Source organism: Chondrinema litorale (assembly GCF_026250525.1).
In the GTDB taxonomy this organism is placed as follows: Bacteria; Bacteroidota; Bacteroidia; order Cytophagales; family Flammeovirgaceae; genus Chondrinema; species Chondrinema litorale.
Genome location: NZ_CP111046.1, coordinates 41,537 through 61,382 on the forward strand (window position 1 = coordinate 41,537; position 19,846 = coordinate 61,382).

The following is a 19,846-nucleotide window of genomic DNA, read 5'->3' on the forward strand; positions in this document are numbered from 1 at the left end:
GAGGAACTTATCTATGCTAATAAAGTGTTCCTGCTCTTTCATTAACTTATTTTTTGACTTCTGCAAAAGCATTTCTGATCAAATAGAATTATTGAAATATATTAAGCTATTTTTACATGTAAATTATTAACAGTCGAACAACCAGCACAAACTAACAATGAATATCACCATAGAAAATATCATCTTAATTGGCTCTGTATTGCTTCTGATAAGTATTATTGCAGGTAAAACCAGTTATCGCTTTGGAATACCAACACTATTACTTTTTCTTACAATTGGTATGCTTGCCGGCTCAGATGGCATTGGTGGTATATACTTCGACAATCCGCAAATAGCTCAATTTATTGGGGTAGTTTCGCTTAATTTCATTCTGTTTTCTGGTGGATTAGATACAAGCTGGTCGTCTGTAAAACCTGTACTCAAAGAGGGTATTGCTTTATCTACAATTGGAGTTTTACTCACAGCACTTGGCCTCGGTTATTTTGTATACTTAATTACGGATTTTAGCTTGTACGAAAGTTTGTTGTTAGGTGCCATTGTTTCATCTACAGATGCTGCTGCAGTCTTCTCAATTTTGAGAGGTAAAAATCTTGCATTAAAGAAAAACCTGAGACCAACACTCGAATTAGAAAGTGGTAGTAACGACCCAATGGCTTATGTACTTACCATCGCTTTTCTTTCACTAGTTCAAAATCCTGAAAAGGGTATATTTTCTATTATCACACTATTTTTATTGCAAATGGCAATTGGTGGAGTCGCTGGCTTTCTTTTTGGTAAACTGAGTAAGTTTGTGATCAACCGAATCAAACTAGATTTTGAAGGTTTATATCCGGTGCTCACCATCTCTTTAATGTTCATTACTTTTTCATTTACAGATGCAATTGGAGGTAATGGTTTTCTTGCCATTTATATCTGCTCAGTTTTTCTAGGAAATCAAAACCTGATACATAAGAATACAATCATGCGGATGTTTGACGGACTCGCTTGGTTGATGCAGATCGTATTATTCCTTACCTTGGGTTTATTGGTTTTTCCTTTCCAGATGATCCCATTTATCGGTATCGGCTTATTAATTTCAATATTTTTAATTTTAGTCGCACGACCATTAGCCGTGTTTATCTCCTTAATTCCATTTAAAATGAAATTAAGAAGAAGGTTTTATATCTCTTGGGTGGGCTTGCGTGGAGCTGTTCCAATCGTTTTCGCTACTTACCCTTTACTAGCAGGAATAGACAAGGCGAATATCATATTCAATATTGTCTTCTTTGTGTCGCTAACTTCTGTGCTTATTCAAGGCACTACATTATCGTTAGTTGCCAAGTGGTTAAATGTAGGCTTGCCAGACAATGCCAAACCTTTATCGCCAACAGACGAATTATTGGCTGAGCACCCAAAAACCATAATGAAGGAAATAATTCTAAAAGAGAATTCTAATGTAATTGGTTTAAAAATCGTAGACTTAAAGTTCCCTAAAAATGCAATTATTGCTATGATTGAACGGGAAGGAAATTACCTTACTCCAAATGGATCAACCGAACTGCAAGTAAATGATAAGTTGGTGGTACTTACCGATAAGCATGAGATTCTGGATAATGTTTATGCTTCTCTTCAATTAGAAAAGGCTTAAATAAATTGTTAGAAATTACAGCTTTTGGTGTTCTAAACAATCCTACAAAGTTCTAGGTTGTATACATTATTAATAAAAATCAAGCTATGTAACTATTTGAGCTAGTTATATTTAAAGAATTCAACCACTATAAAACTTTAACACAAATGCTAAACAAACTAATCATTTCTACTTTTACCCTCTTTGCTGGCTTATTTATAACAGCGTGCAACCAGTCTAACCAGCAGAGCCGGAGTGCTGAGAATAAAGAGGAAGTTCAAGAAAAAACACAAGTGACAAAGCTGGAAGGTGAGATTTGCTATAAAAATGTATTTCCATATCGAGATAATCCTATGATGAAAGACATTCAAGAGCTTAACTTAGTGATTGATGGAGATCAAGTTTCTGGTGAGTATAATTGGTTGCCAGCAGAAAAAGATCAAAGAAAAGGAAGTTTAACTGGAACAATAGAAGATAATATTATTATTGCTGAGTATCAGTTTATGCAAGAAGGTAATGAAGAAACTGCATCTATAACGATTGATATTGATCATCAAAAAGCGGTAATAGTAGGTGGAAATCCAGAATTAGGATTGAATGCCACAATTAAGAAAATAGACTGTGAGTAGTACTAAAGAAAAGAATGTGTATGTCTTTTAAATTAATTAATCAAATCCCTTAATTCTATTTTTCAATTAAGCGTGATTCACTGATAAATAGTGCGAAAATTTTTAAAACGCTTTTCTATTTTAATAGTTAATACATCAATTCAAGATGTTCTATATTAAACTTAAACCAAGATGAAAATTGAAACTATATAATTGCAAACATTGTGGAAATGCGCTTTACTTTGAGAATTCCCTTTGTTTAAAATGCCAGCATAATATTGGGTTTAATCCCATTCAAATGACAATGGTTACTTTAGAAACTAGAAACAATGTAGATTTTTCAGATGTAACTAATAATCAGGCGAAATATCACTATTGTGAAAATGCCTCCCATAGTACTTGTAATTGGCTTGTTAAGGCAGATCAGGCTCCTTTTTGTCTTGCTTGTTCTTTAAATAGAACTATACCCAAACTCTCTCACGATGGTAATTTAGATAAATGGAAGCGAATAGAATTGGCCAAACACCGACTAATTTACTCTTTACTTCGCTTGCAAGTTCCGGTAAATGCCAAAATCGAACCTGACGATGAAGAAGGACTTGCTTTTGATTTTATGTCTGATACATCTAAAGGAAAGAGGATTATGACTGGACATGCCAATGGTGTAATAACCATTAATATTGAAGAAGCTGATGAAGCCATAAGAGTTCAGCATAAACTCGACCTTGGCGAAAAATATCGAACTTTACTAGGCCATATGCGCCATGAAGTGGGTCACTATTATTGGGATGTTCTAATAAAAGATAGTAATTATTTAGATCAGTATCGCCAGCTTTTTGGCGATGAAAGACAAGATTATTCTGAGGCACTAAACAGCTATTATGAAAATGGACCTGTTGCAAACTGGAATGATTCATACATAAGTCCTTATGCAACTTCTCATTCGTGGGAAGACTGGGCAGAAACTTGGGCACATTATCTCCATTTGATGGATACATTAGAAACAGCACATGCTTTTGGTATAGATATTTATCCAACTCAGCTTGGAGATAACCCTAAAATGCAAACTGAAATCTATCAAGACCCTTACACCATAAAGGATTTTAAACAGATTATGGATATGTGGCTGCCACTCACTTTTGCCGTAAATAGCCTTAACCGTAGCATGGGACATATAGATTTTTATCCTTTTGTAATTGCACCAGCTGTACTAGATAAACTACAGTTTATACATGATGTTTGCGGTGCCAACAGATTAAATTGAACAAGAATAAATCGGCGATAAAAAAGATGAGTAGATCCTATATTAAATAGTTTCTACTCCCTTTAAATTAATTCAAATATCCCTTCCTAACACATTGAATATTAGGTTATATACTACTGTAATATTTTTTCTTGAGCCAAAAAGCTACTTTAACGAGTAAGATTAAAGCCGGCACCTCAACCAATGGGCCTATTACACCTGTAAATGCTTGACCAGAGTTTAGGCCAAAAACAGCAATGGCAACAGCAATAGCTAATTCGAAATTATTACCTGCAGCGGTAAAAGCAATTGATGCATTCTTGTCGTATTCTGCTCCCATTGCTTTGCTTATAAAAAAACCAATAAGAAACATTGAAGCAAAGTAAAACAATAGCGGAATTGCTATTCTTACCACATCCATAGGGATTTGAACAATTAACTCACCTTTTAAAGAGAACATCACAACTATGGTGAAAAGTAAGGCGATTAATGTCATCGGAGAGATAGAAGGAATAAATTTGGTTTTATACCAATCTTCTCCTTTTAAATTAACTAAAACTATTCGGCTCAATAAGCCAGCTAAAAATGGAATACCTAAATAAATCGCTACACTTTCTGCTATAACACCAATAGAGATATCTACTATTGCTCCTTCAAAACCAAATAAAGGTGGTAATTTGGTAATGAACAACCAAGCATAAAAGCTATAGGCAAATACTTGAAAAATGCTATTTAGAGCAACCAAGCCTGCTCCATATTCGCTACTTCCTTCGGCAAGATCATTCCAAACTAAAACCATGGCAATACATCTGGCAAGTCCGATTAATATTAAACCAACCATATATTCTGGATAGTCTTGCAAGAAGATAAGTGCTAAAATGAACATTAATACTGGACCAATAATCCAGTTGAGTAACAAGGAGATGGATAGAATCTTTATATTTTTAAATACCTTTGGCAAAAGCTTATAATTTACCTTAGCCAGTGGCGGATACATCATCAAAATTAAACCGATTGCTATAGGAATATTTGTACTTCCACTACTAAATGAATTGATTAGATTGGAAGTTGACGGAAATAAATAACCTATGCAAACCCCAATTGCCATGGCAAGAAATATCCACAGCGTGAGGTACTGATCTAAAAAACTTAACTTTTTCATTGTTTGGTTTGAATTTAAGCTATACTAAAGAGAATGCGTAAAACATTTCTCTGGCGATGTCTCTGCATCGCTCTATATATTTTTCTTCTTGTTGAGGAGTCCCATCAAATGCTTTTGGGTCTTCAAACGGAAGAGATATTCTTTTTGCAGCAGTAGGAATTATAGGACAGTTTTCATCTGCATGTGTACATGTCATTACAGCGGCAAAACCGTTTTGCGCATTAAAACTATCATCGTAAGTTTTTGAAAATCCTATTATGGCAGGTTCATCTGGATGATACTTAATGCTATAAACTGGATTGTTCTCTTCAGAAAGTTTCTTAATCTGTAATCCGGCATTTTCGAGTGCATGAGCTGCCATTGGGTACATGGCAGTAGCCTCTGTGCCGCCAGAATAAGCATGCACATTTATAATATTATAATGAAATGCTGCTACTTGCGCCCAAACTTGAGACAAATGACTTCTTCTAGAATTATGCGTACATATCAAAATTAAATCGGCTTTGCCTTTGTCTTGCAAGCTAGTTGTTACAAAAGCTGTCAATTGTTCTAATAGAGTTTTTCTTTTTTGTGAAATTAGATCAAATTCTGATTTGATGCTCTCTATGTATTTTTCAAGTTGTTGAGTTTCCATTACAATGCTTTTATTAATCAATTATGTAACATTGCAATATTACGATATAATTAAAAGCTTTTCATATTTGTGCTAATAATTTTTAAAGATTAAGTTGATTAGCGCAGCTGGAATAATAATTCTATTGTCAGTCACTAATTATAAATAGGGGAGAATATTCTAAAAAATCACTCCGAACAAGTAGAATGAGCTCTTTTCGGAGTGATCTATATTCTGTCTTAAATTTCTTTATTTATTTCGAATGAATCTATTTCAATGCCATCACCATTTACGCATGAAAATTTGAATCGACCTCCATTAATATCAATTTTTTGATAGTACTGGCTTTTAGTATCTCGTATGGCAGCATATGGTTCATCTGTCATTTTATCGTGGTTAGAAGGCAAACCTGTCGAAATTACATAAGCAGTTCCATTATTAAAACTATCAACCACTTCGCCATTAAACATCGGTTTAGAGCGCATGTAATAGTGAATATGACCAGACATTACCATATCAACATGGTATTTGTCAAAAATTGGACACCACTTTTCTTGAATATCATAATAAGGTTCTTCCCAGTTATAAGGCGGAAAATGAAACATAGCAAACTTCCAAGTAGCGTCTGAAGATTTAAGCTGTTCTTCAATCCAAGGAGTAATGGAATCTAGCTCTTGGGTAGCATCGATCATAAGAAATAGGGCATTTTTGTATTCAAAGCTATAGGTACATTCTTTGTCAACTCCTTCTGGGCCATTCATTGGAAAACTCAAAAGTTCGTAATAAAGCTGATTACCTAACCCATCTTGATTGTCGTGGTTACCGGGAACTGACATCAGTGGTTTTCTAGAAAATACATCACCCGTAAATCCAAAAATATCGTCCCACTCATCTCGATAAAGGCCGCTATCCACCAAATCTCCAGCAATGGAATAAAAAGCCACTTCGGGATGTTTGGACTCTGCTTGCTTTAACAAATTAGCCCATTGTTTAGAATGATGTGTGTCTCCAAACCAAATAAAAGAGAATTTATCGTCTTCACTCGCTGTGTTAAAAGTTTCAGTTTCTGAGTTATTTCCATCAGATTCTACTAAATATTTATAGGTTGTTCCAGGTTCTAAACTGCTAATTTGAACAGTGTGTCTATTTACCCTGCTTTCATTGTAAATAGATCGGTCATATAATTCCTTCACACTCGAAGAAATAGTTATAGTATCTGTGTTTCCTGCTTTCCAATATTTTACAAGACCACTTTTTATATCTAATGAAGTACGCCATTGAACATCTACAGAAGTTTTAGTATCTCCACTCCAAGTTAATGCGATTTGGTCTGGCTTAGCTGAAGAAGGGAATTCAGTTTCGCGTAATGCGCCAAGTATATGCGATTCTCTTGGTCTACCTCTATAGCTACTTAGCAGAATGTCACCAGCTAGTTCTTCTGGAAATTCTTGCACTTCTAATCTCCAACAAGTATACACATGAGAGCCTTTCTCCATCGCTTGTTGGTCTTGTGTTGCAGGAAATATATTCGTAATTTTCAGTTCCTCAGTATTGCTCTTATCAGCCTTACCTACAGAGACAAAATATGGAGTTCGATGGTTTTCAAAGCCACTTATACCAAGCTCTACTTTTCCAGCAGGAAACTCTTTTCGCCAAACTTCATAGGTATATTCTTCATTTGTTACTTTGAGGTCAGTCTTTTTAAATCCAGTTTCTTCAATCCAGAATGGCATCATTTTTTGGCCTACGTGTCGCATTAAAGAAACAGTTACAGGCACATTTACATCAAAATACCAATATTTGCTAGTAAATGCTTTTCGCTCTTCCGGAAGTATGTTGTTGAGAATAAATTCTGGTTTTGCTTTATTTAATTCTTCTGGTGTAAACTCTGAATAAAATCTGGTTAAGATGCCATCCATAGTATCTGACAGCGAATTTGTTTTTGAGATTTTTTGCTCACAGCTAGTTACGGTAAATGTTAAAATCCCAATTACAATTATTCTAATTTTGTTCATCATGAGGTGTTTGCTAATTATTTGTTTTAGTACTTAGATGTTTATATAAGCTCAATATTTACCTTTAATACTTCTCTCAGAATTGAATGGACTACTAAAGACAATTTTCATTTATCTATTCAAGCAAAAAGTAATATTGCCTTAATGTGAGTCTTCAGTATTTTGAATTTCTAATGATGAAATTGTCCTATAGATTCTAGTTTCATACAATATCCTATTGCATTCGAATGCGAGTCTTTTATCTTTACACAATTCGTTTTTATAGGGATATGAATTTGTTTTAATCAATAAAAAACTAGCTTTAAATGATCAATTAAATTACTTACTACACAATCCATGATACTAAAAACAAAAATTGTAACTGCTCTTTTAGTGGTTGTTTCCTATTTTTCTTTTACCCCAAAAATTAATGCGCAAACGATAAATGTAGCCTCCACTTCTGAAGCAGCAAAAGGTCTAAAATTGAGAAGTATAGGACCTGCTTTAATGGGAGGGAGAATTGCAGATATTGCTGTAAACCCCACTGATAAAAGCACTTGGTATGTAGCTGTTGGCTCCGGTGGTGTTTGGAAAACCTCAAACAGTGGCATTACTTGGCAACCCGTTTTCGAAGATCAATCATCTTATTCAATTGGAACTTTTACTATTGACCCTAATAACACAGAAATTGTTTGGGTAGGTACCGGTGAAAATGTGAGTGGAAGACACGTTGGCTGGGGAGATGGTATTTATAAAAGTACCAACGGAGGCAAGACTTGGAATAATATGGGGCTTAAAAAATCTGAACACATAAGCAAAATATTAGTAGATCCAAGAAATAGCAATGTGGTTTTTGTTGCTGCTGAAGGCCCTTTATGGTCTTCTGGCGGAGATAGAGGCCTTTATAAAAGTGGAGATGGTGGTAAAACATGGCAATTGGTTTTAAATATTGATGAAAACACAGGTGTAACTGATGTTGAATTTGATCCTTCTAACCCAGATGTTTTGTATGCTGCCGCTTACCAAAGACGCAGACATACTTGGTCTTTGCTTTCAGGTGGACCAAAATCTGGTATCTATAAATCTACAGACAATGGTACTACTTGGAGTGAAGTAGAAACAGGTTTGCCAAATGGTGACATGGGTAAAATCGGACTAGCTGTAACTCCAGCGAATCCTAGTTTGGTATATGCAACCATTGAGGCAGACAACTCAGAAAAAGGTTTTTACAGATCCATAGATAAAGGAGAAAGCTGGGAGAAACGCAATAGCTATACTTCTGGAGGCACAGGCCCTCATTATTATCAAGAAATTGAAGCTTCTCCGCAAAACGAAGATTTGGTGTATCAAATGGATGTGTTTTTCCATGTTACAAGAGATGGAGGAAATAAGTTTGATTATTTAGGTACTGGTAGAGAAAAACACAGTGATAACCATGCGCTTTGGATCGATCCAGACAATGGCAAGCATTTAATTGGTGGTTCTGATGGAGGTTTATACGAAACTTACGATGAAGGAATTACTTGGCGACATTTTCCAAACTTACCTATTTCTCAATTTTATAAATTATCGTTAGACAATTCGTTGCCATTTTACAATATAGTTGGTGGAGCACAAGACTTGGGAACATTAATTGGTCCATCAAGAACGACGAATACTGAAGGTGTTAGAAACCAAGATTGGAGTGTGCCATTAGGTGCAGATGGTTACGATAATGCTTTTGATCCCGAAGATGATAATATTGCTTATATAGAAATACAAGGTGGTAGCCTCAATAAATATGACAAGAGAACGCACGAGTTACTCTTTATTAAACCACAACCTGAGCCAAACGATCCACCAGAACGTTGGAACTGGGATAGCCCAATTTTAGTCAGCCCGCATAATCATAATCGCTTGTATTACGGCTCTCAGCGAGTTTGGAAAAGTGAAGATCAAGGTAATTCATGGACACCAATTAGCGAAGATTTAACCACAAATACCAATCGCTACGAATTAGAAATGATGGGTCGAGTTTGGAGTACCGAAGCTTTGTATGATAATGGTGCAATGTCTTTATATGCTACTTTAACTTCCATTTCAGAATCTCCTTTGGTAAAGGGATTATTATATACTGGTTCTGATGATGGACTAATTAATATAAGCGAAGATGGCGGCCAAAATTGGCGTAAAAGTGGAGTGCTTCCAAAAGTACCTGCTCGTTCATTTATTAATGATGTGGAAGCTTCTAGCCACAACGAAAATACGGTGTTTGCTTTAGCAGATGCTCATAAGTTTGGAGATTATACCACATTCATGTTTATGAGTTCAGATCGTGGTCGTACTTGGAAATCTATAGTTGGAGATTTACCAGCAAATACGATAGTTTGGGTAATTAAGCAAGACCACATCGATGAAAATTTACTGTTCATCGGTACTGAATACGGCATTTATTTCTCTCCAAACAAAGGAACCAATTGGATAAAATTGAGTGGTGGTGTTCCAACTATTCCTTTTAGAGATTTGGAATTACATAAAAGAGATAATGACTTAGTCGGTGCATCGTTCGGTAGAGGTTTTTATGTGTTGGATGATTATTCAGTATTGAGAAACTTGTCAACTGTTGCGTCATCAGGAGAAAGTACCATATTTTCTGTAAGAGATGCTTGGTGGTATATTCCTAACGAACCCATGCAAGCGAAAGGAATGCCTACTTTGGGTACTACCAGTTTTGCTACCGATAATCCTGATTTTGGTGCCACTTTCACTTATTATATTAATGATTTACCAAAAAGCTTGAAAGAGCAGCGTAAACAATCTGAGAAAACTTTGACCAAACAAAATGCAAATGTTCCGTTTCCGGGTTGGGATAGACTAAGCGATGAAGCCAAAGAAAAAGGTGCACGAGTTTTATTACAAGTAACAGATGCAAAAGGAAACTCAATTAGATGGCTAGAAGGAAGTAAGCAAAAAGGTTTACATAGAATTAGCTGGGATTTGCGTTTGCCATCGCCAGAAGCTATCGATTTGGTAGTGCCAGATTTTATACCACCTTGGGCAGGTGAAGCTAAAGGTCCACTTGCTGCACCGGGAGAGTATACTGTAAAATTATTTGTTCTTGATAAAGGTACACTTACAGAAAAAGGAGAGGCGCAAACATTTACTGTAAAGCCATTAGATACAGGTGCATCAGGTACTGATTTTAGTGCTGTTACTGCTTTTCAACAAAAAACTTCTGAGCTTTACAGGCAATTGATTGTGACTAGCAATAAAATAGGTGAGGCGAGTGAAAGTCTACGATATATGCAAGCAGCTTTAATGAAAACACCAACAGCAAGTCAGGCTCTTTTCCAAAAAATTAATGACTTGGAAGATAAACTGAATACATTGCGTGTGAGCTTATATGGAGATCGAGTAAGACAAAGCATGAACGAATCTACTTCACCTTCTATGATGTCTCGTGTTGGTGGAGTAATCAGCGGGCATTGGGATACTCGTCAAAATCCGACAGAAACACAAAAGCATAATATAGATTTAGCAGAAGGTGATTTTAAAACTTTTCAAGCAGATTTAAAATCTTATCTAACTGAATTGGAAAGCTTTGGAGAAGAACTAGAGAAAGCTGGCGCTCCATGGACACCCGGTAGAAAAATGAGATAGTTACTTTCTAATAATTATATTGATGGGTTTATGAAATTTGATATTAGGTTTCATAAACCTGTTTTTTTATATCATAAAAAAGAATTAATTCTTGCCATTAAGTGATCTAAAAAGAAAGGTGAGTATCTTACTTTGATTTTAAAGGTAACTATGCCTTTGTGATAAAAATAACCATACATGTATAAAATCTATACTATTTTTTCAGCTTTGCTGATAATGTTCTTTACTCAGAATTTGTATGCGCAGCATAGTGAATTAAATATTGAGCAGTTATATGATATTTATACAGAAAAAATCAAAATAGTTAAAACAGATACTCCCAATAAAATTCTAAATGTAAATTCATTCAACTACGATAAGTTTGAGCATGGTAAAATTATAGATGAACAAATGAGCTATTTTAGCCTGCGTTTTTTTGATGAACAGCTATATTGTATGGAATACATTGATAGTACAGATACTAAAAAAAGCTATCTACTAGAAATGTATTATTCTGATAATTATATTTTGTACACAGCTGTTTTCCCGCTTGATAATACCTTTACAATCTACTATAGTGAAGACATAGGCTTTTTTATCTATGATATGCACCTCAAAAAAAACTTCTTTATAGAATTACACGAATCAGTTAACCCTAAAAATCCATTAAAAACTGATTATTCAAATATTAAGCACGTAATGATGCTAGATAAAAACCTAAGAGTAGAAAGAAAGATCGGGTTTTTAGATGCAAATATGATACATGACATTAAAGTACAACATAAGAAAGGAAAAGTTAAAGAGAAAATCAGAATACTAAATGAAAAAGATTATACAAATATCAGAGATTTATCACTTAAAGATATCATTGATATTCCCATTAAAAATAATCGTCACTATAAAGAAATCTTAAATCTAACCGCCAATATTCCAAATCCTGAGCTTTTCTTATGGTGGTATCCATATTACAATTACAAAGAAGAATTTTACGATCCCTTTTTTTTAATTGAAGAATGAAAGGTTTTTGTTATTTAACCATCTGTTTTACAGGGATTTATTAAGTGTACTTAAGTTACGTTATGTTAAGTAGAAGAATCCTGACCTTTCAATCCAGTTATCTTTTATCCTGAACCATCTATAGTATTTAACTTTGTGGCTAAGATTAAGTGGTATGAGAAATGAATTTTTATAAATTGATATAAAGAGTTGGTATCTAAGACAATTCAACAAATAAAGTTACCTAAATGATCTTATATCATGATTAAGCAAATTCAATGGAGCTATTTACTTATGGGTATGAGTTTTTTTACCTTACTAAGTTGCACCGATCATAAATCTGGTAAAAATAGTGAAATTACTGTTATTGATAGCAGTTCTCAAATCTCAATTACACATAAAGTTACACTCCCGCAAGCACATATAGGCGATTTGGAAATTGATACAATGTTATTAGATAGTTATACTCCTCTGCCTCAAAACATAAGAAACTTTTACCTAGAAGCACGGGATGTTTTTTATGAAAATCCTAATGCTAACTTTACTAATCCATTGATATTAGAGAGTGCTCAAAATAATAATTTGGCTCTTATGGGAGGACCTTTGTTAGGTAAATTGGATAAAAATGGATTAACTATTTGGTTACGTCCATCAACTTCAAAATCATTAGAAATTAAAGTGAATAAATCTAACAGTACAGAATATAAATCGTATTTAAAAAACTCTCCTGAACCAGGTATTGAACAAAGAATCGAAATAACTGGATTAGCTGCTGATACAGAATACAATTATGCTATCTATACTAATGAAAATAAGATTGCAGGAGGTAGTTTTAAAACTCCACCTGATACAGAACAAAAAGGTATATTTCGTTTAACATTCGGCTCAGATTTTCATAAAATTGGTTTACACAACCCAAACCTTATCAATACGATTCTAAAAAGAAAACCACAAGCAATGATGCTATTGGGGGATAATGCCGTAGATGACAGAGACAATAAGGTAAATATGCATCGATCAGATTATCTCCTTCGCGATATTTCTAAACCATGGATTCAACTAGCTGCGAATATACCTTTATACAGTTGCTGGGATGATCATGATTATTTTAATAATGATAAAGCTGGAATTCCTGAGGGCTTCAATACTACTGATAGGGATGCACTTCGTGAAATATGGTTTCAAAACTGGAATAACCCCAATTTTGAAGGCTCAGGTATCTATTTTAATACTGTTATTGGTCCAGTGGAAGTAATTATGCTAGATTCACGCTCTTGTAGGGAAAATAGTAAACGAGGTGAATACGGCTCTTACCTAGGAATAGAGCAATTAAATTGGTTAATAGAAAGATTAAAAAAATCTAAGTCGCCGTTTAAGTTAATTTCTAGTGGAACAATGTGGAGTGATTACATCAGTAATGGCAAAGATTCGTGGGGTACTTGGGATACGCTTGCTCGTGAAGAGATATTCAAATTAATCGAATCGGAAAAGATTCCGGGAGTTATATTTTTAAGTGGTGATCGACATGGTGCACGTGGATTTACCATTCCTCGGTCAACCGGTTTTGAATTTTATGAATTTGAAGCTGGTACGCTTGGCGGTGTGCCAGGTCCAGCAGGAATGGCCAAAGATACTACTCATCAATTATTTGGTTATGATGGAACAGAAGTTATAGCTTTTGGAGAGTTTACATTCGATACAAAAAGTAAAGATACATTTGTAACTTTCAGGTTAGTAGATGAATTTGGAAAAGTTTTAGAAGAACTCAAACTACCATACGAGAGGCTTGTACCTTGAAATCTAATAAGTAGATTATTAAAAAGCCTAAAATCAAATTGTACTTTACCAACAATATAATATTGAATTATACAGAGATTTAACTTATAAAAATACTGGTAAATTGAATTTTTTCAATATGTTGATGGAGTATTAGATAAAGTTTGCAAATAAGTTTTAAATTCTTTCACCTATCTACTTTAATATTCAAAATTAAAGGTTTTATAAACATTAAAAGGCTACAACATTGGGCTAATTGCTCAAATAGAAAAAGCTCATCAAAAATAAAGATTTTCAGTTTACGCAAAAAAAGCTAATTGATGATCTCTAAAAGAAGCCTATTAAACTAACAATAAAACAAAGTATAAACAACAATCTAAACTCGATTAACATGGTAAATATCAATGCTTCTAAAATAATATTTGAGAGTCGATTTTTGAGAATCAAATTTTGTGATAAATACAATATATTATCTATAACTTGGCTATCTGGTATCAATCAGATGAACAACAATCAGTTAAAAAAAGAACTCTTAGAATTAGTTAAGATAGCGAATAACTGTAATTATGATAGAATCTTTATTAATGAAAGTAACTTTTCTTACCTACCTAAACTGGATATAAAATTATGCTTCTATCAGTTTTATAAAGAAAGACTTTCCCATTTGAAAAAAACAGTTGGCATTTTAAAGCATTCTGATGATTACCACTCTTTTAATGTTTGTCATTCCATTTGCGAAGTAGAAACACAAAACAGTACTTTTCAGTATTTTGATTCAACTGAAGAAGCAATGGGTTGGATTACTCATTCTCAACTTGCTTTTGAATGTATTTAAATTTTTATTCTAATATCACTATAATATAATTCACTTTTATTGAATCTAAATCTATTGATAACCTTTTGTCCTTTTAAATTATATATAACTTCCCAAAGCAGAGCTAAAGATTGAATATAGCATTTGCTTAAATAACTATTAATGTAAGAACATCTTCTCAATTTCATATTTAACTCTTTGTTATATATAGAGTCAACCCTGAAAATCTTTGAAGCAATAATTACTATACATTAATTTCACTTTAGACTTTAACCAATACTATTATGAAAAACATTTATGAAAGCTCCTTCAATAAAATTGAATATTCTGATAAATTAAAACTATTAGAAATTTCTTGGCTTAAGAAAACAGAAAGTATGAATGAGAACCAGTTCAAATCTGAATTTCTTACTAATCTATCAATTGCACAAAATTACAATTTCGATAAACTAATAGTTGATGAAAGCCAATTTCATTTCCAAAGAGAATTACACATTGAGCAATGGGCAAATTCTATCATCAATACCAAACAGCTAAAAAAATCTAATAAAATAAAGATGGCAGTAGTTTACAGCAAAGAATCTTTGCAGGAAATAGCTATAAAAAAAATAATTACCCAAATGGATCTCCAAGATGTAGAAACAATATATTTTGAAAGCAAAGTAGATGCTCAAAATTGGCTTTTAAATGGTGAAATAATACCTTCAAATAGACAAGTACTTATTTTATATAATAATGTCTTTACAGATTTTTCCAGCTATTTAGATCAAAAACAGGTATCATAAAAAGTTTAGATGGAAAATGTTTCTATTTATAATTAATTTTTCATAATTTAATTAGACGTTTTAAATTAAATCTCTCATAAATTTTATATGTAACTATTCTAATATCATATTTAAATATACTGTCTCTAATTGCAAAAGAATTATAAAAATATCAATATTTAAATATGCTACTAAAGTGTTTATATGTTTGTATAAACGAACCATATACCAAACTATAACCACTCAATAATTATGACAATTATTTATAAGAGTTCATTTGTTAGAATTTGCTATTCATCCTCATTAAACTTAATGGATATAGTATGGATGCCAGCTAGTAAGAGATTATTACCCGCTCAATACCAATCTGAATTTCTTACATTTCTGCAATACCAAAATATCTATAAAGTACAAAATATTTTGATAGATGAGAGGATGTTTAAATTTAAAGTTGAGCCCGAGCTCCAAAAATGGATTATTGTTATGATTATGGAGAGAATGATATCTATAGCACAAAAAGTCGCCATTTTATCGAATGAAGATCCTGTTAGAGATAGAACAATAAAATCTACAGTTGAAAAATCTAAGTTGTTTCAATTACAATTAGCTTTTTTTAAAGACAAAAATGCCGCTAAAGATTTTCTAACCAAAGAATAAGTACATTCTTCAGTGGCATTTTATAGGTTAAACAAACAAGCATGTAACAAGGTATAAATTGCGAATTCTTATGCTCAGTTCGAAATCATTTTAATTCAATGGTTTTATTCAACTGAGCACTTCTAATAGCAGCATCTAAAATTTCAACTACAATTAAATTATTCTCTAAAGAAGATAAATCGTACTTTTCTGTCTTGATATCACCATGAATTACAGATGCTAGATAAACAAAAGGATCATTATAAGGGTATTTTCTATCTGGCAATTCCATTTGTTCTTCATCAAACGAATCATAACCAGTAGTAATTCGTACTCTCAAATCATGTTTGTTATCAGAATAGATGGCGCCTTTCAAGCCATAAATTTCCATATCTTTTCTACCAATTGGCCAGTTCCAAGATGCTTGAATTATGGCAACTAAATTATCATAAGACAAAAGTATAATTGCTTCATCATCCACCTTCGGGTTATTTTCAGGTTGTTGTTGGGCTGTAATCGCAGTTACACTGTTTGGCTTTTTACCTTCCATAATCCAAGTTAGCAGATTTGCTCCGTAACATCCAAAGTCTGTAATTGCGCCTCCACCATTTAATTCTGGATCGGTTAACCACTCTAAGAACTCTTTATTCACTCCTATTTTCTTTGGACCTTTGTGTCCATCTCTCACAACTATTTTTCTGAGGTCTCCAATAATTGTATCTTGTTGTATTAATTCATAGGCTTTTTGGTTTGTCGGATACCAAGTGGTTTCAAAATTGGTCAATAAGTGTATTCCATGCTTATCTACCAACTTTTCCATTTTTTTAGCATGATCTAAACTTACAGCTAAAGGCTTTTCTACCATCACATGAATACCAGCTGGCGCACAAACTTCAACAATCTTTAGGTGATCATATATATTACCAAAAGCAGTTACAGCCTCAGGTTTTTTAGCTTTAATCATTTCCTCTATTGTATTATAAACAATATCCATAGAGTAATTATACTGCTCTGAATATCGTTTTGCTAAATCTTTATTTGGTTCTACAATACCAACTATCTCAAACTCTTTATGTGATTTGTTTCTATTTAAAATACCATGCACATGCGAATGTGTTAAACCCACTACTCCTATTTTTAAAGGCTCATTTTGGCTAAAGAGATTTGTATATAAAAATTGAAGGAATACTACACAAAGGATTTTATATTTAATCATGCTTTTGTTTGTCTATTAGGTTGGTAATTGGAAAAATAAAAAAGTAAGCTATGCTCCTGCTAAATCGTGTAATCTAACACATTTTATAGTTTTTACTACTACGACTATAGATTAATATTTCTGTTTGATGGATATAATATTATGCCCATCTATCATTATTGATATCTACCAGTTTATCAGTATTCCACTTAATTGGAGGTTCTTCAAAAATTAAATTTTCAGGTTTACCTATAATTGTTTGAAGAAATGGATTTACTCTGCCAAGTTTTAAAATCCAATCCATATTGTCCATAATAGATATAGCTTTACCACTATAAAATTTATTAAAATGTTCTTTTGGTAACCAAGATAAAATAGCATTTCCTAGATGATTAAACGCTGCAAAATCTTTACCTTTTGCAATCCATGTATCCCAAGGTGGACATTCACTTACATCATAAAGCCCTTGTGCATAAAACTCAGCACCTCCATCATATACACTGTCTTCTGGATCACTCCAGATTAGTGAACCTAGCTCAACAACTTCACTTTCGGTTAAAAGCTCAATTTTATTTTCGTGCAAGTAATTACTTCGCTTAGCAATCAATTTATAAAATTCTTCTTTAGGTAAATCTAAATAACCTTTACAAGATAGAGGTTTCAGTTCGTCTGAGCGATAATAGTTTTTCTCAAAATCAGGATTTACTTTTCTAACCCAAGTAACTGTTTCTAGAATTACCCTTTTTAAATCATTCATGTTTTATGGTTATGCTAATTATTTGCATAAATATATCAACTTCTACCATTTGTCTAAACCTAATAACTTTCTGCCTAAGTCAGAGAGTTCAGCCACTGAATGCTGTTTCTCTCTATGCAAAGGATCACCAGGAAATGCATAACCTTCTGGAGTTATTTTTTCTCGCCAACAACGGATTCGCCATTCTTTCATGTCTAGGTTCTCTTCTTCTGCGGGCATCATCGAAATGTATTGTGCTACTCGAACCTTATCACTATTATTCGGCCTAATACCATGTGGCTGAGAACTATTAAAAATCAGCAAATCACCAGCTTCCATTTTTACTTTGGTTGGTGTAAACCCAGTTGTATCTGGTTTAAAATAGTTGCGGTCTTTAGGCTGAGTCAATTTCCAAGTATCATAAGTTCTAAATAATTCTGGAATACATTGAAAGCCCCCCATGTTTTCATCTGTCTGATCTACTAAAGCCAACACTCCTTGCACATTTTGTGGTTTCGTTTCGGGATCGTAATCCCAATGTATAAAACCCTTATATTCATGACCAGGACGAATCGGGAAATTTAGGTTAGCTCTGTCTATACTTACCCATAACTTTTCTGTTCCCCAAATATCTGCAAATGCTTGATGCACCCTTGGATAAGAGCGATTATCCCACATGTATTGATGATTGTAAACCTCAACCATACCTGTGTTATTCAATTCTGCCATTTTTATTTCGAGTGTTGGTTTGTACCAAGTCTCCGGGTCTTCTGGATTTTTACCTTCGTATTCCCACAAAAAATCAGTAAGCTTTTTTGCTTGTGCTGCCGGAATCGCATTTTTGACAACTATATACCCATTTTCTATCCAAAACTTCCAATCATCTTCACTTAAAACTCGAAGCGGTTCATTTTTACTGCGGTCACTCAATTTGACTTTACTAGACTTCGACAAAGCCGGATTTCTTTTAATTTCTTTCTGATCAGTATTTTTCATGAGTCTAAATTTTCATTCAATTTAATTAATTATGAGATATGAAATCATTAAAGAACTTAGATAAATACAGTTTATCAAATCAATTTTTGAGATTGTAGAAATTTAAATTGGGGTTTTATTTAAGAATCTGAAAGGCCATACATCTTTGCTTTAAAAAGAAATCAATCAAAGAAAACTTTATCATTAAGAATAAGCTTGTATAAATCGTATGGATCAGATTAAAATATTAGACATGAACAAGCTTAGATTAATACTATTTTTACTGATATTAAGCGGGATTTACTCTAGTGATTGTTTTGCACAAGCATGGGTTCAAAAAAAAGGAGGAAGTTATTCTCAAATAGCTTATTCTTCGATTGTAGGTGAAAGCAAGTATAATAATAGTGGAGACCCGCTCGATTTGGTAAGAAAAGTATCTGATCGAACTTTGCAGCTTTACCATGAACACGGAATCACAGATAAATTGACAGTAGTTGGAACAATCCCCATTAAGTTTGTACAAACTGGTGACGAAATTGTTTCTTCAGGCTTTACAGGAAACACACTTCCAGCCGGTAATTTAATTAGTTTAGGCAATGCAAGTTTTGCATTTATTTATGGACTCAAACAGAATGCTACATGGGTTTATTCTGTTCAATTGAGAACCGATTTAAATACTGCTAGTAGAGAAGATAAAACAGGTTTACAAACGGGTGTAGACGCATGGGGTTTAGCTCCTTCTTTCCACATAGGCTATGGAGCAAGTGGTTTTTGGTCTGCCTTCGATATTGGCACCAACTTTCGCACAAATGATTATAGCACTCAATTTTACTCCAACATACAATTAGGAACCAAAGTGAAAAAGCTTGTTGATGTAATTGGTCAGTTTCAAGTTTTACAATCTTTTGAAGATGGAAACCACGATGATGGAAATGCAATAGAAACAGGTTTGTATACCAACAATCTCGAATATGCAGCTTACAGTTTAAAAGTTGGTTATGGAATTAAAGAGCACATTACACTTTGGGGAGCTATTGGCGGTGGTGTTTCTGGTAATGATGTATTAAGAGCACCAGCATTTACGCTAGCTGTGAGTTATAAAAGATAATT

The 19,846-nt window shown here is 33.5% G+C and carries 16 protein-coding genes; 10 read left to right on the plus strand and 6 right to left on the minus strand.

Features of this window, described 5'->3' with window-relative positions; all coding sequences use genetic code 11:
- Window positions 1-157 precede the first annotated feature (157 nt).
- The 3 genes from OQ292_RS25150 (at window position 158) to OQ292_RS25160 (ending at window position 3,478) form a co-directional block, all read left to right on the plus strand.
- Window positions 158-1,627: a potassium/proton antiporter gene (locus tag OQ292_RS25150; protein ID WP_284686941.1), complete on the plus strand. Its 1,470-nt coding sequence runs from the start codon at window positions 158-160 to the stop codon at window positions 1,625-1,627.
- A 146-nt stretch (window positions 1,628-1,773) separates the two neighbouring features.
- Window positions 1,774-2,235, plus strand: a complete 462-nt coding sequence (locus OQ292_RS25155; protein WP_284686942.1) for a hypothetical protein — start codon at window positions 1,774-1,776, stop codon at window positions 2,233-2,235.
- 178 nt (window positions 2,236-2,413) lie between these two features.
- The gene (locus OQ292_RS25160; protein ID WP_284686943.1) at window positions 2,414-3,478 is read left to right on the plus strand and encodes a zinc-binding metallopeptidase family protein; all 1,065 of its coding nucleotides are present in this window, start codon (window positions 2,414-2,416) and stop codon (window positions 3,476-3,478) included.
- A 106-nt stretch (window positions 3,479-3,584) separates the two neighbouring features.
- On the opposite strand, the gene arsB is transcribed toward OQ292_RS25160, so the two are convergent.
- The 3 genes from arsB to OQ292_RS25175 form a co-directional block, all read right to left on the minus strand.
- The gene (gene arsB, locus OQ292_RS25165; protein WP_284686944.1) at window positions 3,585-4,619 is read right to left on the minus strand and encodes an ACR3 family arsenite efflux transporter; all 1,035 of its coding nucleotides are present in this window, start codon (window positions 4,617-4,619) and stop codon (window positions 3,585-3,587) included.
- A 19-nt stretch (window positions 4,620-4,638) separates the two neighbouring features.
- Window positions 4,639-5,253, minus strand: a complete 615-nt coding sequence (locus OQ292_RS25170; RefSeq protein ID WP_284686945.1) for a low molecular weight phosphatase family protein — start codon at window positions 5,251-5,253, stop codon at window positions 4,639-4,641.
- Between the two features lie 218 nt (window positions 5,254-5,471).
- A complete protein-coding gene (locus OQ292_RS25175; RefSeq protein WP_284686946.1) occupies window positions 5,472-7,250 on the minus strand; it encodes a purple acid phosphatase family protein in 1,779 nt (592 codons plus the stop codon).
- A gap of 333 nt (window positions 7,251-7,583) precedes the next feature.
- On the opposite strand from OQ292_RS25175, the gene OQ292_RS25180 reads away from it, so the two are divergent.
- The 6 genes from OQ292_RS25180 to OQ292_RS25205 all read left to right on the plus strand — a co-directional run bounded on the left by OQ292_RS25180 (window position 7,584) and on the right by OQ292_RS25205 (window position 15,851).
- The gene (locus tag OQ292_RS25180) at window positions 7,584-10,865 is read left to right on the plus strand and encodes a WD40/YVTN/BNR-like repeat-containing protein (protein ID WP_284686947.1); all 3,282 of its coding nucleotides are present in this window, start codon (window positions 7,584-7,586) and stop codon (window positions 10,863-10,865) included.
- 177 nt (window positions 10,866-11,042) lie between these two features.
- Window positions 11,043-11,861, plus strand: a complete 819-nt coding sequence (locus tag OQ292_RS25185) for a hypothetical protein (RefSeq protein ID WP_284686948.1) — start codon at window positions 11,043-11,045, stop codon at window positions 11,859-11,861.
- A 240-nt stretch (window positions 11,862-12,101) separates the two neighbouring features.
- Window positions 12,102-13,637, plus strand: a complete 1,536-nt coding sequence (locus tag OQ292_RS25190; RefSeq protein ID WP_284686949.1) for an alkaline phosphatase D family protein — start codon at window positions 12,102-12,104, stop codon at window positions 13,635-13,637.
- Window positions 13,638-14,007: 370 nt separating this feature from the next.
- Window positions 14,008-14,451, plus strand: a complete 444-nt coding sequence (locus tag OQ292_RS25195) for a hypothetical protein (protein WP_284686950.1) — start codon at window positions 14,008-14,010, stop codon at window positions 14,449-14,451.
- A 263-nt stretch (window positions 14,452-14,714) separates the two neighbouring features.
- On the plus strand, window positions 14,715-15,215 hold the full coding sequence (locus OQ292_RS25200; RefSeq protein WP_284686951.1) for a hypothetical protein: 501 nt from the start codon (window positions 14,715-14,717) through the stop codon (window positions 15,213-15,215).
- 291 nt (window positions 15,216-15,506) lie between these two features.
- Window positions 15,507-15,851 carry a hypothetical protein gene (locus tag OQ292_RS25205; protein ID WP_284686952.1) on the plus strand — a complete coding sequence of 115 codons (345 nt, stop codon included), beginning with the start codon at window positions 15,507-15,509 and terminating at the stop codon, window positions 15,849-15,851.
- A gap of 85 nt (window positions 15,852-15,936) precedes the next feature.
- Here the strand turns inward: OQ292_RS25205 and OQ292_RS25210 are convergent, their stop codons facing one another.
- The 3 genes from OQ292_RS25210 to OQ292_RS25220 form a co-directional block, all read right to left on the minus strand.
- A complete protein-coding gene (locus tag OQ292_RS25210; RefSeq protein ID WP_284686953.1) occupies window positions 15,937-17,046 on the minus strand; it encodes a Gfo/Idh/MocA family protein in 1,110 nt (369 codons plus the stop codon).
- Between the two features lie 139 nt (window positions 17,047-17,185).
- A complete protein-coding gene (locus OQ292_RS25215; RefSeq protein WP_284686954.1) occupies window positions 17,186-17,782 on the minus strand; it encodes a hypothetical protein in 597 nt (198 codons plus the stop codon).
- Between the two features lie 42 nt (window positions 17,783-17,824).
- A complete protein-coding gene (locus tag OQ292_RS25220; protein WP_284686955.1) occupies window positions 17,825-18,757 on the minus strand; it encodes a phytanoyl-CoA dioxygenase family protein in 933 nt (310 codons plus the stop codon).
- A 232-nt stretch (window positions 18,758-18,989) separates the two neighbouring features.
- Here OQ292_RS25220 and OQ292_RS25225 point away from each other — a divergent pair, with 232 nt between their 5' ends.
- Complete coding sequence (locus OQ292_RS25225; protein WP_284686956.1) at window positions 18,990-19,844, plus strand: hypothetical protein; 855 nt, start codon at window positions 18,990-18,992, stop codon at window positions 19,842-19,844.
- The last annotated feature ends 2 nt before the right edge of the window (window positions 19,845-19,846 follow it).

Excerpts from the sequence above, each read along its gene's own strand:
- OQ292_RS25205 (WP_284686952.1), top strand. The coding sequence starts at position 15,507 with ATGGATATAGTATGGATGCCAGCTAGTAAGAGATTATTACCCGCTCAA.
- OQ292_RS25155 (WP_284686942.1), top strand. The coding sequence starts at position 1,774 with ATGCTAAACAAACTAATCATTTCTACTTTTACCCTCTTTGCTGGCTTA.
- OQ292_RS25220 (WP_284686955.1), bottom strand. The coding sequence starts at position 18,757 with ATGAAAAATACTGATCAGAAAGAAATTAAAAGAAATCCGGCTTTGTCG.
- OQ292_RS25200 (WP_284686951.1), top strand. The coding sequence starts at position 14,715 with ATGAAAAACATTTATGAAAGCTCCTTCAATAAAATTGAATATTCTGAT.
- arsB (WP_284686944.1), bottom strand. The coding sequence starts at position 4,619 with ATGAAAAAGTTAAGTTTTTTAGATCAGTACCTCACGCTGTGGATATTT.
- OQ292_RS25190 (WP_284686949.1), top strand. The coding sequence starts at position 12,102 with ATGATTAAGCAAATTCAATGGAGCTATTTACTTATGGGTATGAGTTTT.
- OQ292_RS25170 (WP_284686945.1), bottom strand. The coding sequence starts at position 5,253 with ATGGAAACTCAACAACTTGAAAAATACATAGAGAGCATCAAATCAGAA.
- OQ292_RS25175 (WP_284686946.1), bottom strand. The coding sequence starts at position 7,250 with ATGATGAACAAAATTAGAATAATTGTAATTGGGATTTTAACATTTACC.
- OQ292_RS25215 (WP_284686954.1), bottom strand. The coding sequence starts at position 17,782 with ATGAATGATTTAAAAAGGGTAATTCTAGAAACAGTTACTTGGGTTAGA.
- OQ292_RS25210 (WP_284686953.1), bottom strand. The coding sequence starts at position 17,046 with ATGATTAAATATAAAATCCTTTGTGTAGTATTCCTTCAATTTTTATAT.
- OQ292_RS25195 (WP_284686950.1), top strand. The coding sequence starts at position 14,008 with ATGGTAAATATCAATGCTTCTAAAATAATATTTGAGAGTCGATTTTTG.
- OQ292_RS25180 (WP_284686947.1), top strand. The coding sequence starts at position 7,584 with ATGATACTAAAAACAAAAATTGTAACTGCTCTTTTAGTGGTTGTTTCC.
- OQ292_RS25225 (WP_284686956.1), top strand. The coding sequence starts at position 18,990 with ATGAACAAGCTTAGATTAATACTATTTTTACTGATATTAAGCGGGATT.
- OQ292_RS25185 (WP_284686948.1), top strand. The coding sequence starts at position 11,043 with ATGTATAAAATCTATACTATTTTTTCAGCTTTGCTGATAATGTTCTTT.
- OQ292_RS25150 (WP_284686941.1), top strand. The coding sequence starts at position 158 with ATGAATATCACCATAGAAAATATCATCTTAATTGGCTCTGTATTGCTT.